The sequence below is a fragment of the Gordonibacter urolithinfaciens genome (genome assembly GCF_900199375.1).
Taxonomy (GTDB): Bacteria; Actinomycetota; Coriobacteriia; order Coriobacteriales; family Eggerthellaceae; genus Gordonibacter; species Gordonibacter urolithinfaciens.
This window is the reverse complement of the sequence record NZ_LT900217.1, coordinates 2208742-2228002: the sequence shown is the minus strand read 5'-3', so window position 1 is coordinate 2228002 and position 19261 is coordinate 2208742. Positions and strand designations below refer to the sequence as shown.

The window sequence follows — 19261 nt, the reverse complement described above, 5'->3', positions numbered from 1 at the left end:
GCAAAAACAACAAGAGGCCCCCTGGCACCCAAGGTCGGCCCATCATGCGGTCTACCGTGCTTCTCGCACGTGGGAACAGCATGAAAGGGTCGAGATCCGGTGCCAGGAGGCCTCGCAGCGTCGAGCATTTCTGTCGGCCCGCAGGCCGACAGAGCACCTTAGACGCGCTTGATGAAGCGGCCGTCGCGGGTATCGATCTGCAGGATGTCGCCGATCTCGACGAACGTGGGAACCTGCAGCTCCACGCCGGTCTCCAGCGTGGCGGGCTTCGTCGTGTTCGTAGCCGTGTCGCCCTTGAAGCCGGGCTCGGTGTGCGTGACCTCGAGCTCCACGAACATCTGGGGCTCGATGCTGATCAGCTCGTCGCCGGCGTAGAGCAGCGTGGCCTCGTCGTTCTCCTTGAGCCACTGGGCGGCGTCGCCCACCATCTCGGCCGAGACGGCCGTCTGCTCGTAGGTGTCGTTGTCCATGAAGTTGAAGTCGGCGCCATCGTTGTACAGGTACTGGAGCTTCTTCGACTCGAGGCGCACGGACTCCACCTTCACGCCCGCATTGAACGTGTTGTCGATGACACGGCCGGTCTTGATGTCCTTGAGCTTCGTGCGGACGAACGCGCCGCCCTTGCCGGGCTTCACATGCTGGAACTCCACGATGGTGCACAGCTTGCCGTTGTACTCGATGCACATGCCGTTCTTAAAGTCGGCGGTAGAGATTGCCATTCCCTTGGTTCCTTTCGATAGCTCGCGCCGACCGCGGTACTGCACTCGTCTGGGGCGGCGGCACGCAGGTATTTTGCCGCTATATTATAACCATGTCATGCGTCGATTGGGTGAAAACTGCGAAACCATCACGGGTTATGACGCCGAAGTCCTCCAGGCGCATGCCGAACTCGCCGCTTAGGTAGACGCCCGGCTCCACCGTGACCACGTTGCCGGGAACGAGCGGGTGCGGGTTGCGCGGCGAGAGGTTCGGCTCCTCGTGAATATCGATGCCCACGCCGTGGCCCAAGCTGTGGCCCATCTTGCCCGCGAAGCCGTGGTCCGCCAGCACGCGCTCGGCTAGCTCGTGCATGTCCTTGCCGGTGACGCCGGGGCGAAGCGCTGCCTCCACCTGCTCGTTCGCCTGCCGGATGGCCTCGTAGGCGGCGCGCAGGCGCTCGTCGGGCTCGCCCAGGAACACGGTACGCGTCATGTCCGAGCAGTAGCCGTAGGCACGGGCCCCGAAATCGAGCACGACGCACTGGCCCGCCTCGAGCAGCGTGGCGCCCGGTACGGCGTGGGGGCTCGCGCCGTTCGGGCCCGCGGCCACGATGGAGGGGAACGCGAGGCCCCCGGCACCATGGCGGCGCATGAAGTCCTCCAGCTCCATCTGGACCTCCCGCTCGGTCATGCCGGGGCGCATGAACGCGACAATGTGCGCAAACGCGGCGTCGGTGACGGCTTGGGCGGCGCTCAGGCGCGCGACCTCGGTCGGCTCCTTGACGGCGCGCAGGTCGAGAACGAAGCGGCTCGTCTCGCGCAGGATCGGGACGGAGCCGGGAGCCTCGGCGAGCGTGGCCTCGAGGGCGCGGAACTCGCCGAGCGAGAGGGAGTCCTCGATGCCGAGGACGGCTGGTAGCGCAGGGTTGGCAGGGGTGCTCCCGAGAGTGCTCGCAGGGATCCCGCCGCGGACGCCTTCGGGCGCGGCATCCGCGCCAGAGGATCTTTCGGCATTGCTCGGCCCCTGAAGGGCATCGGCGGCGAACTTCGCATGGGTCTTCCGCGCGTCGTCGACGGCGATGGGGCCGTCCGAGGCAGCGACGCGTGCGGAATCGACGTAGCGCGAGTCGGTGTGGAGCACGGCGGCGCTCGGCGTGACGAGCAGGGCATGGGCGCTCTCGTCGTCGAATACGCCGTCGAAGGCGGTGAGCCAGGCGATGTTCGAGGTGTCGCGTACGAGGAACGCATCGATGCCGTCGTCCGCGCAAGCGGCGCGGAGGCGATCCAAACGCGGGCCCACGTCGCCTTGCGCCGGCGGCTGGGGAGGCAGACCGGCAGGGCTCTCGATCGGTGCTTGGTGGTGGTCGGCCGCGCTGGTCTGGGCGGTCCCTGCAGGCAGCGTCAGCGGGACGGCTTCGCCCTCCTCGTCCTCCTGCAGCAAGCCTCGCCCGCCGACGATTACCTGGCCGGCCGGGTAGCGCTGCTCGTAGCCTTCGCCCAGGCGCTCGGAGACGCCCTCAAGCAGCAGATCGAGGGCGTCGCAGTAGCCCTGGAAACCGCGGCCTTTCACCTGCGCCACGCAGGCGGGCGCGATGACCGAAACGCGCCGGAAAGGCTCGCGCGCATCGACGTCCGAGATGTGCACCTCTGCGCAGGGCACGTCGATGCCGCCCACGGCATCGCGCAGCGCATAGGAATAGTGCGTGTGCGCGCCGGGGTTGTACACGATGCCGTCGTAGGCGCCGCGTGCGGCGTGCACGGCCTCCACCAGCTCGCCCTCGCTGTTCGACTGGAAGCAGGCGACGGCCGCGCCGCGGCGCTCGCCGTGCTCCGTCACCAGACGCTCGAGGTCGGCAAGCGTCTCCGAGCCGTACACGCCCGGCTCGCGCACGCCCAGCATGTCGAGGTTCGGGCCGTTCAGCACCAGTATCCGCTTCACGAGAGCGCCTCCTTCGAGCGCGCCCAGGCCTCCAAGTGCTCCAAGATGACGGCGTCGTCCACGTCGCGGAGCTCCCAGGAGCCCACGTCGCGCGGAAGGACGAAGCGAACCTGCCCGTGGCGGGCCTTCTTGTCACGCTTCATGGCGGCGAGCATATCCGCCGGTTCGGCCGACCAGGCGAGCGCGGGAAGCCCCAGCGCGTCCAGCAGGTCGTCCTGCGCGGCCACGAACTCGAGCGGCGCGCCCGCGAGCGCCGCCGCGAGGCGCGCGGCGAAGCGCATGCCCTCGGCCACGGCGGCGCCGTGCGAGAACGCGCCGTAGCCCGCCAGCGCCTCCACGGCATGCCCGAGCGTGTGGCCGTAGTTCAGGCACTCGCGCACCCCGCGGCTCTCCGCCTTGTCCTCGGCCACGACGTCGGCCTTGAACACGACGCAACGGGCGATGGCCTCGGCCACGACGGCCTCGTCGCGCTCTGCGAGGGCGCCGGCGGCCTCCGCCAGCCAGAAGAAGAACTCGTCGGAATCGATGACGGCCGACTTCGCCACCTCGGCGCAGCCGCACGCCCATTCTCGCTCGGGCAGCGTGTAAAGCGCTCCCGTATCGGCGCACACGTACGCCGGCTGCTTGAACGTGCCCACGAGGTTCTTGCCGGCCGTGAGGTTCACGCCCGTCTTGCCCCCCACCGACGAGTCAACCATCGAAAGCAACGTGGTAGGCGCCTGCACGAGCGTCACGCCGCGCATGTACGTGGAGGCGACGAACCCGGCCAGATCGCCCACCACGCCGCCGCCCAAGGCCACCACGGCGCAGTCGCGGCCAAGCGCCAGCTGCGCCATGGCCTCCCATATCTCGCTCGCCACCTCAACCGACTTCGTGTCCTCGCCCGCCGGCACCACGATGTCCGACACGCGGAAGCCTGCGGATGCCAGCGATTCCCTCGCCCGATCGCGGTAGAGCGGCGCCACGTTCTCGTCGGTGACGACCAGCACGCGCTCCGCCTGATCGAGCGATGGGACGCCGCGCATGCGCGCACCCAGCGCATCGAGCACGCCGGCACCGATGCGCACGTCGTACGGCTCCTCGCCGGGAATGTTCACGATCACTTTCGTTGCCACAGGATTCCCTCTCTCTCCAGCACGCCGCGCACCTCGCGCGCGATGGCCGCCACGCTCTTTCCGGCCGTGTTCACCACGGCATCGGCCACGTCCTCATACAGCGGAAGGCGCGCCTCGATGGTCGCACGGGCCGTCTCGAGGTCGCGGAACAGGGGGCGCGTGGACACGTCGCTGATGCGCGAAGCCGCCTCGTCGGCTGTGACCTGCAGGTACACCACATATCCCCGCTCGGCCAGGATGGCACGGTTCTCAGGAGCCAGCACAGCCCCGCCCCCGCAGGACACGAGCAGCGGGTCCTTTCCCGCCAACTCGCGCAGCACGTCGGTCTCGATGGCGCGGAAAGCCTCCTCGCCCGCCTCGGCGAAGAGCTCCCGCACGCGCCTGCCCTCGCGGCGCTCCAGGTAGGTGTCCATGTCGACCGAGGCAATGCCGCACGTGCGCGCGAGCTTGCGCGCCACGGACGTTTTGCCCGCGCCCATGAAACCCACGAAGAACACCGGCTTCGCCAGCTCGGACACGATGCGCGCGGGGCGGTTCTGCGGCGGCAGGCTCGTTCCGCTCATGCGCATCACCGGGACAGCGTCCGCAGGCGCTGCCGGTAGGACTTCACGGCTGCCTTGATGTCGGTCATGTTGTCATGCCCGAACTTCTCCAGGTAGGCGTCGGCCAGCACGATGGCCACCTCGGCCTCGGCCACCACGGCGCAGGCCGGCACGGCGCACACGTCGCTGCGCTCGCGCGAGGCCTCCTCGGGCTCGAGCGTGTCCAGGTTCACCGTGGAGAGCGGCGTCATGAGCGTGGGGATGGGCTTCATGGCCGCCGTCACGATGAGCGGCATGCCCGTGGTCATGCCGCCTTCCAGGCCGCCCGCGTTGTTGCGGGTGCGCGTGAAGCCGGCCTTGGGGTCCAGCTCGATGGGATCGTGCACCTGCGAGCCGGGACGGCGCGCCGCCTGGAATCCCAGGCCGAACTCCACGCCCTTGATAGCCGGTATGGAGAACAGCGCGGCGCCGATGCGGCCGGTCAGTCGCTCGCCTGCGGTGGCGTAGCCGCCCACGCCGGGCAGAAGGCCCGTGGCCACGACGCGGAACGTGCCGCCCAGGCTCTCCCCCGCCTCGCGCGCGGCGTCGATGGCGGCCTTCATGGCCTCGGTGGCCTCCTCGTCCGGGCACCGCACGTCGGAGAGCTCGATGTCGAGCGGCTTGTAGTCGGGTGCGGCGAGCATCGGGTCGTCTTCGTCGAGCGACACGTCGCCGATGGAGGCCACGTAGGAGAACACCTCCACCCCGAGCTCGGCCAAAAACTCGCGGGCGATGCCGGCGGCGGCGACGCGCGCCGCCGTCTCGCGGGCGCTCGCTCGTTCGAGGATGTTGCGGCAGTCGTCGGTGTTCGTCTTGAGGGCGCCCACGAGGTCGGCGTGGCCGGGGCGCGGGCACACCTCGCGCATAAGGTCGGACGGCACGTCGCCGAACGCGGCCATGCGGTCGGTCCAGTTCTCCCAGTCGCGGTTCGCCACCGTGAGCGCCACCGGCGAGCCGATGGTGCGGCCGAAGCGCACACCGGAGGTCACGCGCACGCGGTCGCGCTCGATAGCCTGGCGCCCACCCCGGCCGTAGCCCGACTGGCGGCGCGCCAGGTCGCTGTTTATCTGGTCTTCGGAGATCTTGAGGCCTGCCGGCACGCCATCCACGATGGCCGTGAGGGCCGGGCCGTGGCTCTCGCCCGCTGTTAGGTAGCGCATATTGGTCCGCTTTCCCGCTGTCGTCGTTTTGCGCCTATTGTACCGCAGCCGCACGGCAGAGCGAACGATGGTTCGCCCGTCGTACCAGATCGCCATGAAGCGAACGAAACGAGGGCAGGCGACGCAAAGCGCCCTTTGGGGAGACAGGGGGGAGACAGGGGGACGGGGATGATGTCTCATTCAACGAATGAGACATCATCCCCGTCCCCCTGTCTCCCCCCAATGTCGGCTTCGCTTCGCCACCTGAAGAACGGCGGAGCACCTAGGCTGTCGGAATCGAGAACCCCGCCGCTTCGGCCATGACCTCGAACAGGTCGATCGCGTCCAGGTCGACGTCGACGCCGGCGATGTCGCAGACGGTGCGCACACTGGCCACGGCCTGGGCCACGAGCATGCCCGCGCCGTCCGAAACCGTGCAGCCAGCGGCGCGGGCGCCGGCGGCGAAGGCCGTCTCGCCGTGGCCGTACACCACGTCGAACGCGCGCTGCCCGGGCTGGAAGAGAGCCCCGTCGAACGGGGCCGGGTCGCCTGCCTGCATGCCAAGGGGCGTGGCGTTCACCACGAGGTCGGCGGCGCTTATGGCCTGCGTGGACGTTGCGTAGCTGCCGAACTTGAACGCGGTGGCGTCGTAGGCCTCGCGGAAGCTGCGGTGGTGCTCGCTCGCCGCCGGCAGGTCGATCGCGGCCGACGACAGCCGCCCGAACTCGTCGACGTAATCCTGCAGCACGGACTGCGCGCGCTCCCTGTCGCGCCCGACAAGCACGACCTCGCGGGCCCCGGCGACGGCGCAGGCGTGCAGGATGGCGAGCGCCGTGGGGCCCGTGCCGCACACCGCCACCGACGCCCCGGCGAAGTCGAAGCCCATGCGCTCGAGGAAGGCCACGCAGCCCTGGCCGTCCGTGTTGTACGCAAGCAGCGCTTCCCCATGCTTGACCAGCAGGTTCGCCCCACGTGCGAGCTTGGCCGATGCCGCCTTGTGCGTGGCCGCCTCGAAAGCGTGCGGTTTGTACGGCGTGGTGATGTTCACCGACAGGAAGTCCCGCGCGGCCAAGAACGCCCGCGCCTCCTCCTCACCGGCCAAGTCGGCCAACTCGTAGCGCCACGGCAACCCCAGCCTCGCGTACACCGCGTTGTACATGACCGGCGACTTCGAATGCTCGATGGGATGCCCCAGCAAGTACAGGCTCTCGGCAGTTTCCAGCTTGCTCATGAAGCTCCTCCCGTTCTAGCAGGTTCGTCGGTTTCCACCGCAGGTCCACCCAAGTCTGCAAGGGCTTTCCCAGTCCCCCCGCTCACAGGTCCACCAAGGTCAGCGAGGGTTTCCCCAGTACCCGAGATCGTGGGGATGGCGGAGGCGAAGCGTACTTCGGTACGCGAGCCTCCGGCATCGCCGCGAGATCGGGTGCCGGGGGAAGCCGCAGCGTCGGCCGGTTCCGACGGCTGGCAAGCTGTCGGAACGCCAGCTCCCTCGGGCTTCCGCTCGCCCGTGACCAGGCGCTCGAAGTTGCGCAGCAGAAGCGTGTGGGGCAGGTCCTGCTCGACGAGCGGGGCCAGCAGGTAGGCCTTCATGCCCAGGAAGTGGGCGCCCAGCACGTCGGTGACCAGCTGGTCGCCAATGACGACGGTGGCATCGCGCGTGGCCCCTATCTTGCCCAGGGCCATGAGGAACGCGGGCGGCAGCGGCTTCACGGCCTTCGCCACGATGGGCAGCGACAGGCGGTTCGCCAGCTGGTAGACGCCCTCGTGCCAGTTGTTGGACACGAGGCAGAACGCGATGCCCGCGTCGCGCGCCTTCGCGAGCCAGAAACCCGCGTCGCGCGGCACCTCATGCGTGTCGCGCGTGAGGATGGTGTTGTCGATGTCGAGCAGCACGAAGCGGAAGCCGAGCGCCAGCAAGTCGCGCTCGATGTCGACGTGCGATAGGCGCGAGAAATAGCGGTCGGGTTCAAGAAGCGGCATGGTCGGCTGCTTTGCAGATAGGGTCGGTCAGATACTCGGAGCAGACGCCCTACGAGAACGTGCCCATATGGTCTTCATACGTTTCGGTGAAGTAGTAGCTGTCTCCCTCGAAGTAGAAGAAGAAGTACTTGCCGAGCGATTCCTGGTCGGGCGCGCACACGGCCTTGAGGCAGTCGAGGCTCGGTGAGCAGATGGGCGTGGGCGGAAGGCCCTTGTTCGTGTACGTGCTGTACGGCGTCTCGGCGTGCACCTCCTCGGGCGTGGGATCGTGGCCCACCTCGTAGGCGGTCGTTGCATCGCTTTGCAGGAAGCCGTAGCTGGGCTCGCCCGTCGTCTCCAGGCGGTTGTAGAACACGGCGGCCACCTGGGCGCGGATCTGCTCGTCGCCGCTCGACTCCTTCTCCACGATGGAGGCCAGGTTCACGGCGTCGTAGATGGAGAGCCCCTGCGATTGCGGGTACGACCAGTCGAGGCCCGCCGTCTCCTTCTGGAACTGGTCGAGCATCATGCGGACGAGCGAGTCGGCCGTTGCGTCGTCGGCCACGGCGTAGGTCTTGGGGAAAAGGAAGCCCTCGAGGGAGTTCGTGCCCGCATCGGCCAGGAAACTGTAGCTGGCCGCGTACACGCTGGCATCGGATGCCGCGGCCGTGAAGGCCTCGGCCGTGATGCGGCCCTCGGAGGCCGTGGCGACGGCCGCGGCGATGTCGGAGAGCTTGTAGCCTTCGGGGATGGTCAGCGCGTTGCCCATGTCGGGGCCTGCGGCAAGCTGCCTGACGATGTCGTCGAGCGACGTTCCGCCCGCGAACGTGTAGGTGCCGGGCTTGAGCTGGGACTCCACGCCCATCTCGTTCACGCGCTTCGTGAAGTCGGAAGCACTTCCCACCAGCTTCTTCTCCACGAGCTGCTCCCCGATGGCCTTGGCACCGGAGCCCTGCTCCACCACGACGGTGGCCTCCTGGCCTTCGGCAAGGAGCTCTGCCGGCGTGCCCGAGCAGCTGTTGAACAGGGTGAGCCCGCCCCAAACCAGGCCACCGATAACGACGACGGCAAGCACCGCCGCGAAGATCTTCGGGCCCTTGCTCTGTTTCGGGCGGATATAGCTGGTGTCGTAGGTGCGGAATTCGCGCTCGCCGCGCGCGTGCGCCGAGCGGGCCGCATGGTTCGGGCGCTGCGAATACGTGACTTGCTTCCGTGGGGGCATGGACGTTCCTCTACCTTTCGGCTTGCCTAACGGCGCGCATCAAGCCACGCCTGCAAGAACAGACTTGCGGCTATCATATCTATTTTGCCGCGCATCTCCCGCTCGCCCATGCCCTTTTCACGCAAACTCCGTTTGGCCTCCTGCGAGCTCAACCGCTCGTCGGCGAACTCGTGGGGGATGCCGCACGCCTTCGTGATGGCATCGGCCGCCGTACGGATACGCGCAGCCTGCGGCCCTTCCTGGCCGGCCAGCGTATAGGGCAAGCCGCACAGCAGCAGCTCCGGCTCCCAGTCCTCCAGCAGCCGGCGGAACGGCTTCGCACAGGAGAGCACCTCGGCAGCCGGCAGCACGCACACCGGCGACGCCACCCGCTCCCCCGGGTCGCACACCGCGACGCCCACCCGCGTTTCGCCTATGTCGAGCGCCATGATGCGCATGCTAAGGGCCTTTCCTGGTCGTGTGCAAGCTGGCCCAACGGGCTGTTCGCGCGAGCCAAGGCTGCCCGAGCGCGTGCCGCGTCGGACAGCCCCAGCCCAGAGCCTTACAGCAGCATCTCCCGAGCAGCCTCGAGCGCTGCATCGATCCCCGAGGCGTCTTTGCCGCCCGCTTGCGCCATGGCGGCCTTCCCGCCGCCGCCGCCCTTGATGTTGCCGGAGATCGCCTTGATAACGGCACCGGCGTCGAAACCCGCCTCCACCGCCTCCGGCGTGCCAGCGGCCAAGAGCGTGGGCTTGCCGTCCTTCTCGGTGGCCAGCACCGCGGCGCCCGGCTTGCCCAGACGCGCGCGCAGCACGTCCCATGCGTTGCGCATCTGCCCTGCGTCGGCCTCGGGCAGGCGCCCGAACACCACGTGATAGCCGCCCTTCGCCTCGACGGCGCCTTCCACCAGCGACGAGATGCCGTCGTCTGCGATGGTCTGGCGGTTGCGCTTCATCTTCGTCTGCAGCTCCTTGAGCTGCTTCACGTTGGCGGCGGTGCGCTCGCTCACGTCGAACAGGGGCACGCGCAGCGCCTCGGCGCTCTCCTTGAGCTCCACCTCCACGCGGTTCATATACGCCAGGGCGTCGAAGCTGGTCACTGCCTCGATACGGCGCAGGTTCGCACCCACGCTCGTCTCGGACGTGATCTTCACGAAACCGATCTCGCTCGTTGCCGACACGTGCGTGCCGCCGCAGAGCTCCTGCGAGAACCCTTCGATGTCCAGCACGCGCACGAACTCGCCGTACTTCTCGCCGAAGAGCGCCATGACGCCGGCCTCGCGGGCCGACGCGAGCGAGGTCTCGTAGGCGCGCACGGGATGGTTCTCCATGACCTTCTCGTTCGCCAGGCGCTCCACCTCGGCGATCTGCTCGGCCGTCATGGCCTCGAAGTGCGTGAAGTCGAAGCGCAGGCGACTGTCGGCAACGTAGCTGCCGGCCTGCTTCACGTGATCGCCCAGCACCTGGCGCAGCGCCCAGTGCAGGATATGCGTGGCCGTGTGGTTGCGGCGTATGCGCTCGCGGCGGGGCACGTCGATGGCGGCATGAACGGTGTCGCCCACTTGGATGCGCCCGCCTGCCAGCTCGTCCATCACCTTGACGGTATGCGCGATCAAGCCCTTCTCGGGCTCCTTGGTATCGAGCACCGCCACGACGACGCCGTCTTCGGCCAGAACGCCCGTATCGCCGATCTGGCCGCCCTTCTCGGCGTAGAACGGCGTGGCGTCCAGCACCACGCGGCCCTCCTCGCCCGCTTCCAGCACGTCTACCTGCTGGCCGTCCTTCACGATCGCCAGCACGCGCGCATCCGCCTCGCTCTTCGTGTAGCCGAGGAACTCGGTGGGCCCCACGGCCTCCAAGATCTCGTTCATCACGCCGCCGTACGTGGACCAAGCCGCCTCGGCATCCTTCGTATTGGCAGCGCGGGCGCGCTCGCGCTGCTCGTCCATGCAGCGGCCGAAGCCCTCCATGTCCACCTCGATGCCACGCTCGCCGCACAGCTCGCGCGTGACCTCCACGGGGAAGCCGTAGGTGTCGTGCAGCGTGAAAGCGCGGTCGCCCGGCAGCACCTCGCCCTCTATCCCGGCCAGCGCCTCGTCGAGGAAGGCGCGGCCCTGGCGCAGCGTGGCGCCGAAGCGCTCCTCCTCGGACAGGATGACGCGGCGAGCCAGCTCGCGGTTCTCCACAATCTCGGGGTACACGTCGCCCATGAGGTTCACGATCTCGTCAACGTACTCGTTGAGGAAGGGCTTGTCCAGGCCCAGCAGGTGCCCCTTCATCACGGCGCGGCGCAGCAGGCGGCGCAGCACGTAGCCGCGGCCCTCGTTGGAGGGCAAAATGCCGTCGGCGATCATGAACGTCACCGAGCGGCTGTGGTCGGCCATGATGCGCAGCGACAGGTCGGCCTCGGCGTCGGCCCCGTACACGGCGCCGGTCAGGCGCTCGCCCACGCCCACGAGGCTGCGCAGCACGTCGGTCTCGTAGTTCGACTGCACGCCCTGCATGATGGCCGCGATGCGCTCCAAGCCCATGCCGGTATCGATGTTCTTCTTCGGCAGCGGCACGAACGAGCCGTCCTCCTGGCCGTCGTACTGGGTGAACACGAGGTTCCAGTACTCCAGGAAACGGTCGCAGTCGCAGCCCGGCGCGCAGTCGGGGCTGCCGCAGCCGAACTCCTCGCCCTGGTCGTAGTAGATCTCGGAGCACGGGCCGCACGGGCCGGTGGGTCCGGCGCGCCAGAAGTTGTCCTCCTCGCCCAGGCGCGAGATGTGGTCCTCGGGCACGCCGAGGCCCTTCCAGATCTCGATGGTCTCGTCGTCGTCGAGGTACACGGTGAAGTACAGGCGCTCGGCGGGCAGGCCCAGCACCTCGGTGGAGAACTCGTAGGCCCAGGCGCACATCTCCTTCTTGAAGTACGCGCCGAAGCTGAAGTTGCCGAGCATCTCGAAGAAGCTCAGGTGGCGGCCCGTGGTGCCGATGATATCGATGTCGTTCGTGCGCACGCACTTCTGCGCGGTCGTGGTGCCCACGTAAGGCGCCTCGAGCTGCTTCTGCTGCAGGAAGTAGGGCTTGAACTGCACCATGCCGGCGCTCGTCAGCAGAAGCGACGGGTCGTCGGGAATCAGCGAGGACGAAGGCCAGCGCTTGCAGCCCTTCGCCTCGAAGTAGCTCAGGTACTTCTCGCGTATCTCGGCAGTGCTCATATACTCCATGTCGTCTATCTTTCTTTCCCGTTGGTCCTCTGGTCTGCGCATCGGCCAAACCTCCCCGATGCCCCCTATGCTCAAGGCGCCCGCGGCACCGAGGCGCCGGGCCCGCCCAAAACGTGCTGGAGACAGTTTAGCGTTCTTTGTTCTGCCGCGCCTTCTTTTCTGCGTCGGCCTTCCGCTGCTCCCCACGCTCGTACGCGGCCGACGCGTCGGGATGCGGCGCGATGGCGTCGGCTATGGGGTCGACGGCATCGCCGTCAGCCGGCGTGCCCTGGAAGAACACCCCGTCCTTGGCCACGAGCTGGCGGCCTGTGCGCTTCTCGAAGTAGTACACGAACACCGACTTCGCCACGGCCACGGCCGGAATCGAGGCCAGCATACCCACGAGCGAGCCGGTGAAGCCGCTCATGGCGCCGCCGATGGCCGAGCCGGCCATCAAAGCGATGAGGGTGAGGGCCGGGTGCACGTCCACCGAGTTCGCCATGATCTTCGGCGACACGAACGTGTAGACGATCTGCTGGATGGCGATGGTGCCCAGCAGCGCCACGAGCGCGATCCAGGGGCTCACGAACACGCCCACCACGGCCGCGAGCGCACCGCCCAGCCACGGGCCCACGATGGGGATGATGTTCAGCAGGCCGGCGATACCGCCCAGGGCGGCGTAGTTCGGGATGCCGATGACGCCGAACAGCACAAAGCAGCCCACCCCGATGATGGCGCACTGGAGAAGCATGCCCTTGATATAGCCGCCCATGACGCGCGTGAACGTGACGTGCAGCATCTCCAGGTCCTCGCGGTGCTTCGGGCCGACGAGGCGCTCGCTCTCGCGGCCGAGGTCGGGCAGCTCCATGAGCATCCAGAACGCCACGACCAGCGCGAAGCCAAGCGCCACGAACGTGTTCACCACGCCGGTGCCGATGGCCACCACCCCCGAGGCGCTGTCGCGCGCGAACGTGGAAGCCCATGCCACGAGGGCGTTGAACGCGTCGGTGATCCATCCTTGCACCGTGTCGTTCTGCAGCACGTCGGCATACCGGGCATACAGGTCGTTGCCCCAGTTCGCGATGGTTTGGATGTAGCCGGGCACGCTTTGGATGAGATTCGTGAACTGGTCGCCCACGCCGAAGGCCGGCGAGAACATGAGCAGGCCCACCAGCGCCAGCACCACGAACATGAGCACGTAGGCTATCGCCGTCCCGGCCAGGCGGGGAACGCCCAGCTTCTCCAGCTTGTTCACGGGGCCGCGCAGGCAGAACACGATCACCACGGACCAGATGACGATGCCCACCGGCACGCTCAACAGGTTGAAGAGGTACACGAGGACGCCCGTCAGCAGGATGGCCCCCACGATGGTCCACACCGTGAGGAAGCGGCGTCGTGCCTTCAGCGCCTTGGCCTGCTCGCGCTCGTTCTGTTCGGGATCCACCGGGCCGGCTCCTCGCTATGCCTCAGGTTTATCCTGGCCGGACACGGTGCCAGCCGCCTTCGCCCCGGACGAACCGGCCTCGGTGCCGCCCTCGTACGTGAAGTAGCGGGTCGCGGCGTCGGCATCGGAGGCGGCGGCGGACGTCACGGCGTCGGCCATGCTCGCGGCGGCCTCGGAGGTCTTCTCGGCGGCGGCGCGCTTGGCGGCGGCCTTCTCCTCGCGCTCCGCGCGCTGCTCGGCCATGTGCTCGCGCTGGTCGGCCACGGCCGCCCCGGCCACGGCCGCCGTGCCCTTCGCCACGCTCTTCACCGCGTCGCCCACCGTGGCGTCGGCGGCCTTCTCGCGGCCGAGCGCCACGGACTCGTCGCTTGCGCGCTTCGGCTTGAACGCGCTGCGCATGCGGTTCGTCACGTTGTTCACCAGCTCCATGGGGGCGCTCGTGACCGTGTCGACGGCGTCGACGGCCGAGGAGACGGAGTCGGTGATCTCGTTCACGTCCTCGAGGATCTGGTCCACGCGCATGATCTCGAGGTTTGCGGCGTCCACGGTGAGCGACACGCGCTCGACGAGCGGGTCGACCTTCGCCGCCACGGGCTCGAGCGAGGCCGTGATGCGCTCCACGCTGGCGAGGGTGGGCTCGACCTGCTTCTGGACCTCCTCGACGGTCTTGCGCGTCCTGCGCACCGTCATGACCAGCTCGACGACGAGCCAGATGAGCGCTGCGCCGACAAGCACGTAGACGATGGGCAACGCTATGCTGATGACTTCGCTGATATCCATGGGAACGCCTCCTGAGCTAAAGCGAGTTTTCACTATACCATTTCCACCTCGGATTCTATACAGATCGAGTCACGTTTTCACCCGGCTTACACAGGCGGTAGCCGATCGGTTACTTTGAGCGCGACGTGGGGTTTTGCCCGTTGCCGCCCGCCTCGAAACGGTCGCGCGCGGCCGCGTCGGCGCGGTACGCCTCCCAACCGCGGTCGCTCGGGCGGTAGAAGGCGCCGCGCTCGAGACCGTCGGGCAGGTAGCGCTGCTCGACCCAGCCACCGGGATAGCTGTGCGGGTAGCGGTACGTGCCGTAGCTCTCGGAGCCGGGGCGGTGGCGGTCGCGCAGGTGGTCGGGCACGTTGCGGGCCGGGCCGTTGCGCACCTCGGCCAGCGCCGCGTCGATGCCCGCCTCCGCCGCGTTGCTCTTCGGCGCGAGCGCCAGGTAGATGGCGGCCTGCGCCAGGTTGATGCGGCACTCGGGATAGCCGATGACCTCGGCCGACTTGAACGCGGCCTCGGCCACGAGCAACGCCTGCGGGTCGGCGTTGCCGATGTCCTCCGACGCGGCGATGAACATGCGGCGCGCGATGAACTTCGGGTCCTCTCCCCCGTCGATCATGCGGGCGAGCCAGTACAGCGCGGCGTCGGGGTCGCTGCCGCGCATGGACTTGATGAACGCCGAGATGACGTCGTAGTGCAGGTCCTTGTTCTTGTCGTAGGGCAGCGTGCGATGCGGCGTGGCGGCGCGCACATTGTTCTCGGTGATCCTCGCAGGCTTCTTCGCCGTCCCGGGCTCCACCATGCCGGCCGCCAGCTCGAGCGTGGTGAGCGCCCCGCGGCCGTCGCCGCCGGCCAAGAGAACGATGGCTTCGCGCGCCTTCTCATCCAACCGGTACCGGCCGCCGAGCCCGCGCTGGTCGGCCACGGCGCGGTCGACCAGATCCCCGATGTCGCCGTCCGACAGCCCGTGCAGCTCCACGATGCGGGAGCGGCTGATGAGCGCCGAGTTCACCTCGAAGAACGGGTTCTCCGTGGTGGCGCCCACCAGCACGAGCACGCGATCCTCCACGGCGTGGAGCAGCGCGTCCTGCTGGCTGCGGTTGAATCGGTGGATCTCGTCGACGAACAAGATGGTGCGCAGGCCGCTCATGGTCAGGCGCTTGTCGGCCGCATCGATCTCCCGGCGCAGATCCGATACCGTGCCGCCGATGGCCGACACCTCCACGAACGTGGCCTTCGTCGTCTCGGCCACGATGTGCGCGAGCGACGTCTTGCCCGTGCCCGCCGGCCCGAACAGGATGACCGAGCTCAAGCGATCCTGCTCGATGGCGTTGCGCAGCCAGCTGCCGGGCCCCACGGCCTCGTCCTGCCCCACGAGCTCGTCGAGCGAGCGCGGGCGCATGCGCACTGCCAGAGGGGCGACTTCCGACTTGCGCTCGTTTTCCATTTCGGTGAATAGCGTATCCATGGCAACCATGATAGCATGCGAACGTCTGTATGGATAGGGTGTGACAAGGGGACGGGGATGATGTCTCGTTCCCTGATGTCTTCCAAACTCGTTAGGCGCAGGCGGAATGAGACATCATCCCCGTCCCCTTGTCACACCCCCTTGTCACACCCCCTTGTCACACCCTTGTCACACCCCACAGGGGGCTTGTGTGCGTCTGTTGAATATCGGGTGACGGAGGATGTCAAGACTTTTCTTCGCCTGAAACGCACGTATACTCTGAATCAGGTCCTGCCCTCGAAGCCATACTTTGCGATGGACCGATGCTATAACATGAGGGAGCTCAAGATAGCGCGCGGAATGGAGATTCGTGTCCGTTGATACGAAAGCCAGGAAACGGGCTGCGAGCACCCACCTTTTGAGGTGGGTTCATCCTTCTGGCCGGGGGTGGGGCTCTTCACGCAACGCAGAGAAGGCGCTGGGAACCGCGAGGTTGCCAGCGCCTCGGCGTTTCCAAGGGGCCGCGGCGCTTTCGGCGCCACGATCAGGGGAGACGCCTTCGAACGATGAGTCGGGGGCAGTCGCCTTCCAGTCGCCGCTCAAAGACGGTCGCTGCCTTCGAGCGGCACGATCTTGAGCGTGTAGCCCAGCGGCACCAGCAGCTTGAGCAGCGTGTCCACGCGCGGCACCGAGCGATGCGACTCGATGCGGGCAATGGCCGGCTGCTTGAGGCCGCTCGCCTCCGCCAAATCGCGCTGCGTCATCCCCCGCGCCTCGCGCGCCTCGATCAGCCTCCCCGTGAGCTCCACGTCCAGCCGGATCTCCTCGCGCTCGGCAGGAGTGAGCTTCGCTTCTTTCAGGTAGTCTTGGAAGGTATAGCAACCCTCGTTTTTACTCATCGGCATGCCTCGCTATCCAATCGCGTTTTTTACGCTCGGCTTTCATTATCTCGCGCCGAGGCGTCTTCTGGGTTTTCTTAATATAGGAATGCAGCAAAACGAACGTATTGTCCTTCCAGAAGAAAAAGAACACCCGCTGGGATTTCGGCCTGAGCTCCCATATCTCGCCTCTCACATGGCGAACGGTCGGCATACCGATCCTCGTGCCATGCCCTTCCAGCTCGGAAATAGCCTTGAGCATGCTTAAATACGCCGTCCTCGCCTCTTTGTCCGTACTGCTCTTATCCTCCAGCTTGCGCAAAGTGTCGAGCAGCTCCGATCGCCCCTTTGCATCATGGTACAACTCTACTTTGTACATCCTTCCCGCCTTTCGCTGCATGATAACAAAATAGTTATCACTTTGCAAGGGAGGAGGAACTCCGGCAGATCGGCCCCGCAGCGCCTTCGCCCTCGCCTGCCCGCACGAGCATAGCGCCGCGACCTTGCAGGGGAACCGTTGAGAAAGGGTGCAGATGACCGTGAGAAGCACGCATGATCCTTGCGCCGGAGCCGCGAGGATCATACAGGAAGCTGGCGGAAAAGCCGCTCGAACCTTGCAGAAAACCTGCGTATACCTGGCACGTTTTCTACCACGCCGCCTTTCGCCTGGTGAGTTGTATGGCGCGTGAGCTAGGCGGCCGGGAACCGCAGGACGAACGTGGTGCCGGCGCCCTCGGCGCTCTCCACCTCGATGGAGCCGTGATGGTAGAGCACGGCGTGCTTCACGATGGCCAGGCCGAGGCCCGTGCCGCCCGTCTCCTTCGAACGGCTCTTGTCCACGCGGAAGAAGCGCTCGAACACCTTCTCGCGCAGCTCCTCGGGAATGCCGGGGCCCGTGTCGCTCACGCGCACGACCACCTGGCCCGCCGCGTCCTCGCCCGGCAGCCCGCCGCCCGGCCGAGCCGGCGGTTCCGCCTCCACGCGCATGACCACGCTGCCGCCCTCATGGTTGTAGCGGATGCCGTTCTCTATGAGGTTGTAGAGCATCTCCTCGGCCAGCGTCTCGCTGCCGGCGATACGCGCCGCGGTGCCCTCCACGCGCACCTGCACCTGCTGGTCGGCGGCGAAGCTGCCCAGGCGGCCCGCCACGCGCTCGGCCACGGCGTGCAAGTCGATGAGCACCGCGTCGTCGCCGAACGCGGACTCGTCCAGGCGCGACAGCGTGAGCACGTCGTTGATGAGCGAGCGCATGGCCTGCGCCTCCTCGTAGATGAGGGCGGCGAACTTCTGGCGATCGGCCGGCTGCACCATGTCGTTCTTCATGAGCTCGGCGTAGCCCGAGATGACCTGCAGCGGGGTCTTCATCTCGTGGCTCACGTTGCTGGAGAAGTCCCGGCGCAGGTTCTCGGCCTGGGCCAGCTCGCGGTTCTGCTGCTTGAGCAGGCGCTGCTGCTCGTCGATGCGGATGAGCAGCGGGTCCATCTCCTCGTATATCTCGTTCTCCAGCGGGTCGGCGAAGTTGAGCGCGTCGATGGGCTTCATAATGCGCCGCGTGAGCGTCTTGGACAGCACGAACACGAGGACGGCGGCCACGATCACGGCCACGAGCACCGGCACCAGCATATCGCCCAGGAAGGCCAGAAGCGAGTGGCGCGACTCGGACAGGCGGATGATGCTGCCGTCGTCCAGCTTCACGGCGGCGTACACCGTGTCGGTGCCCAGCGTGTCGGAAAAGCGCATGGTGGCCGCCTGGCCGTTCTCCCCCGCCTCGCGGACCTCGGGACGCCCGGCGTGGTTCTCCATGGCGGCAGGGTCGGCGGCGCTGTCGTAGAGCACCTGGCCGTCGGCCGCGATGAGCGTGTAGCGGGTGAGGCCGGCGAACTGCTCCTCCAGCGCGGGGATGTTCGCCGTGGTGGGCGACGCGTTGAGGTAAGCCGCAGCGTCCTGCGCGCTGGCGGCGAGCTCGGCCTCGGCGTCGTGCTCGTAGGACATATAGTAGATGGTGGTCATGACCACGCCCAGCACGAGGATGACGCCCAGCGTGAACGCCAAAACGCCCGAGAATATCTTGCCGGAGAGGCTCTTGACCCGCAGGTGCGTAGGACTCATCGGGCGCTCCGTCCCGCGCCGCCCCGCCGGGGAAGGCCCCGCATGCGGAAGCTCATGGCTGCTTGACGCAGTAGCCCACGCCACGCACCGTCTGGATGTAGGCGTCTGCGCCCTCGACGGCCGCCGCGAGCTTCTGCCGAAGCGTCTGGATGTGCACGTCGACCGTGCGCGTCTCGCCCACGTAGGTCATGCCCCACACGTCCTCCAAAAGCTGGCGACGCGACAGCACATGCCCCTCGTTCTGCATGAGCGTGCGCAGAAGGTCGAACTCCTTGAGCGTGAGCGCAACGTTCTCGCCGTCCACGGAGACGTCGTGCGACGACACCGTGAGCGCAATGGGGCCGCACGAGAACTCGTCGTCGGCCGCCACGGCCGGCGCGGCGGCGCGACGCATGAGCGCGTTCACGCGGCTCACCAGCTCCATCATGCCGAACGGCTTGGCCAGGTAGTCGTCGGCGCCGGCATCGAGGCCGCTCACCGTGTCGAACTCCGTGCCCTTGGCCGTGAGCATCATGACGGGCAGGTGCTTCGTGGCCGGGTCCTCCCGCAGCATGTGCAGGATCTCCAGGCCGTCCACCTCGGGCAGCATGATGTCCAGCAGCACGAGCTCCGGCAGGCGCCGTTTGCAGGCGACGAAGAACTCCCCCGCCGCGGCAAAGCCCGCCGCCTCGAAACCGGCCTGCTTGAGCGCGTACACCGTAAGGTCGCGGATATTGGTATCGTCTTCAACGTAGTAGATCATCGCAGTTGCTCCATGGGGTCTCCCGGCCGTCCCGGCCGCGTGTTGGGC

At 67.4% G+C, this 19261-nt stretch carries 17 protein-coding genes and 1 pseudogene; all 18 read right to left on the bottom strand.

Going from position 1 to position 19261, the window contains the following annotated elements; all coding sequences use genetic code 11:
* Window positions 1-158 precede the first annotated feature (158 nt).
* The 18 genes and pseudogenes from efp to BN3560_RS09500 all read right to left on the bottom strand — a co-directional run bounded on the left by efp (window position 159) and on the right by BN3560_RS09500 (window position 19213).
* Window positions 159-719, bottom strand: a complete 561-nt coding sequence (efp, locus tag BN3560_RS09585; protein WP_087191212.1) for an elongation factor P — start codon at window positions 717-719, stop codon at window positions 159-161.
* A gap of 79 nt (window positions 720-798) precedes the next feature.
* Window positions 799-1998: a M24 family metallopeptidase gene (locus BN3560_RS09580; RefSeq protein ID WP_172623307.1), complete on the bottom strand. Its 1200-nt coding sequence runs from the start codon at window positions 1996-1998 to the stop codon at window positions 799-801.
* 222 nt (window positions 1999-2220) lie between these two features.
* A pseudogene (locus BN3560_RS09575) lies at window positions 2221-2622 on the bottom strand (type II 3-dehydroquinate dehydratase); the annotation flags it as partial.
* Between the two features lie 11 nt (window positions 2623-2633).
* Window positions 2634-3752, bottom strand: a complete 1119-nt coding sequence (gene aroB, locus BN3560_RS09570; protein ID WP_096227869.1) for a 3-dehydroquinate synthase — start codon at window positions 3750-3752, stop codon at window positions 2634-2636.
* Window positions 3737-4315, bottom strand: coding sequence for a shikimate kinase (locus tag BN3560_RS09565; RefSeq protein WP_154270057.1), 579 nt, complete (start codon window positions 4313-4315; stop codon window positions 3737-3739). The genes aroB and BN3560_RS09565 overlap by 16 nt, the downstream gene beginning before the upstream one ends.
* A gap of 5 nt (window positions 4316-4320) precedes the next feature.
* On the bottom strand, window positions 4321-5493 hold the full coding sequence (gene aroC, locus BN3560_RS09560) for a chorismate synthase (RefSeq protein WP_087191210.1): 1173 nt from the start codon (window positions 5491-5493) through the stop codon (window positions 4321-4323).
* Between the two features lie 262 nt (window positions 5494-5755).
* A complete protein-coding gene (locus BN3560_RS09555) occupies window positions 5756-6703 on the bottom strand; it encodes a shikimate dehydrogenase family protein (protein WP_096227868.1) in 948 nt (315 codons plus the stop codon).
* Window positions 6700-7452 (bottom strand): YqeG family HAD IIIA-type phosphatase, encoded by a 753-nt coding sequence (locus BN3560_RS09550; protein WP_231897376.1) that lies wholly within the window; start codon window positions 7450-7452, stop codon window positions 6700-6702. The genes BN3560_RS09555 and BN3560_RS09550 overlap by 4 nt, the downstream gene beginning before the upstream one ends.
* Before the next feature lie 49 nt (window positions 7453-7501).
* Window positions 7502-8653 (bottom strand): endolytic transglycosylase MltG, encoded by a 1152-nt coding sequence (gene mltG, locus BN3560_RS09545; RefSeq protein ID WP_096227867.1) that lies wholly within the window; start codon window positions 8651-8653, stop codon window positions 7502-7504.
* Between the two features lie 26 nt (window positions 8654-8679).
* On the bottom strand, window positions 8680-9090 hold the full coding sequence (gene ruvX, locus BN3560_RS09540; protein ID WP_087189870.1) for a Holliday junction resolvase RuvX: 411 nt from the start codon (window positions 9088-9090) through the stop codon (window positions 8680-8682).
* Window positions 9091-9194: 104 nt separating this feature from the next.
* On the bottom strand, window positions 9195-11843 hold the full coding sequence (gene alaS / locus BN3560_RS09535) for an alanine--tRNA ligase (protein ID WP_096227866.1): 2649 nt from the start codon (window positions 11841-11843) through the stop codon (window positions 9195-9197).
* Window positions 11844-11970: 127 nt separating this feature from the next.
* Window positions 11971-13266: an AI-2E family transporter gene (locus BN3560_RS09530; RefSeq protein ID WP_172623286.1), complete on the bottom strand. Its 1296-nt coding sequence runs from the start codon at window positions 13264-13266 to the stop codon at window positions 11971-11973.
* A 15-nt stretch (window positions 13267-13281) separates the two neighbouring features.
* A complete protein-coding gene (locus BN3560_RS09525) occupies window positions 13282-14046 on the bottom strand; it encodes a DUF948 domain-containing protein (RefSeq protein WP_227115058.1) in 765 nt (254 codons plus the stop codon).
* Between the two features lie 109 nt (window positions 14047-14155).
* Window positions 14156-15505, bottom strand: coding sequence for a replication-associated recombination protein A (locus BN3560_RS09520; protein ID WP_096228652.1), 1350 nt, complete (start codon window positions 15503-15505; stop codon window positions 14156-14158).
* A gap of 578 nt (window positions 15506-16083) precedes the next feature.
* Entirely contained in the window at window positions 16084-16383 is a 300-nt protein-coding gene (locus BN3560_RS09515; RefSeq protein WP_096227865.1) for a helix-turn-helix domain-containing protein, read from the bottom strand.
* Window positions 16376-16741: a type II toxin-antitoxin system RelE/ParE family toxin gene (locus BN3560_RS14380; RefSeq protein WP_157780568.1), complete on the bottom strand. Its 366-nt coding sequence runs from the start codon at window positions 16739-16741 to the stop codon at window positions 16376-16378. Before BN3560_RS14380 ends, BN3560_RS09515 begins: the two co-directional genes overlap by 8 nt.
* A 311-nt stretch (window positions 16742-17052) precedes the next feature.
* Entirely contained in the window at window positions 17053-18471 is a 1419-nt protein-coding gene (locus BN3560_RS09505) for a sensor histidine kinase (protein WP_096227863.1), read from the bottom strand.
* A 52-nt stretch (window positions 18472-18523) separates the two neighbouring features.
* Window positions 18524-19213: a response regulator transcription factor gene (locus BN3560_RS09500; RefSeq protein WP_015539548.1), complete on the bottom strand. Its 690-nt coding sequence runs from the start codon at window positions 19211-19213 to the stop codon at window positions 18524-18526.
* Window positions 19214-19261: the final 48 nt, after the last annotated feature.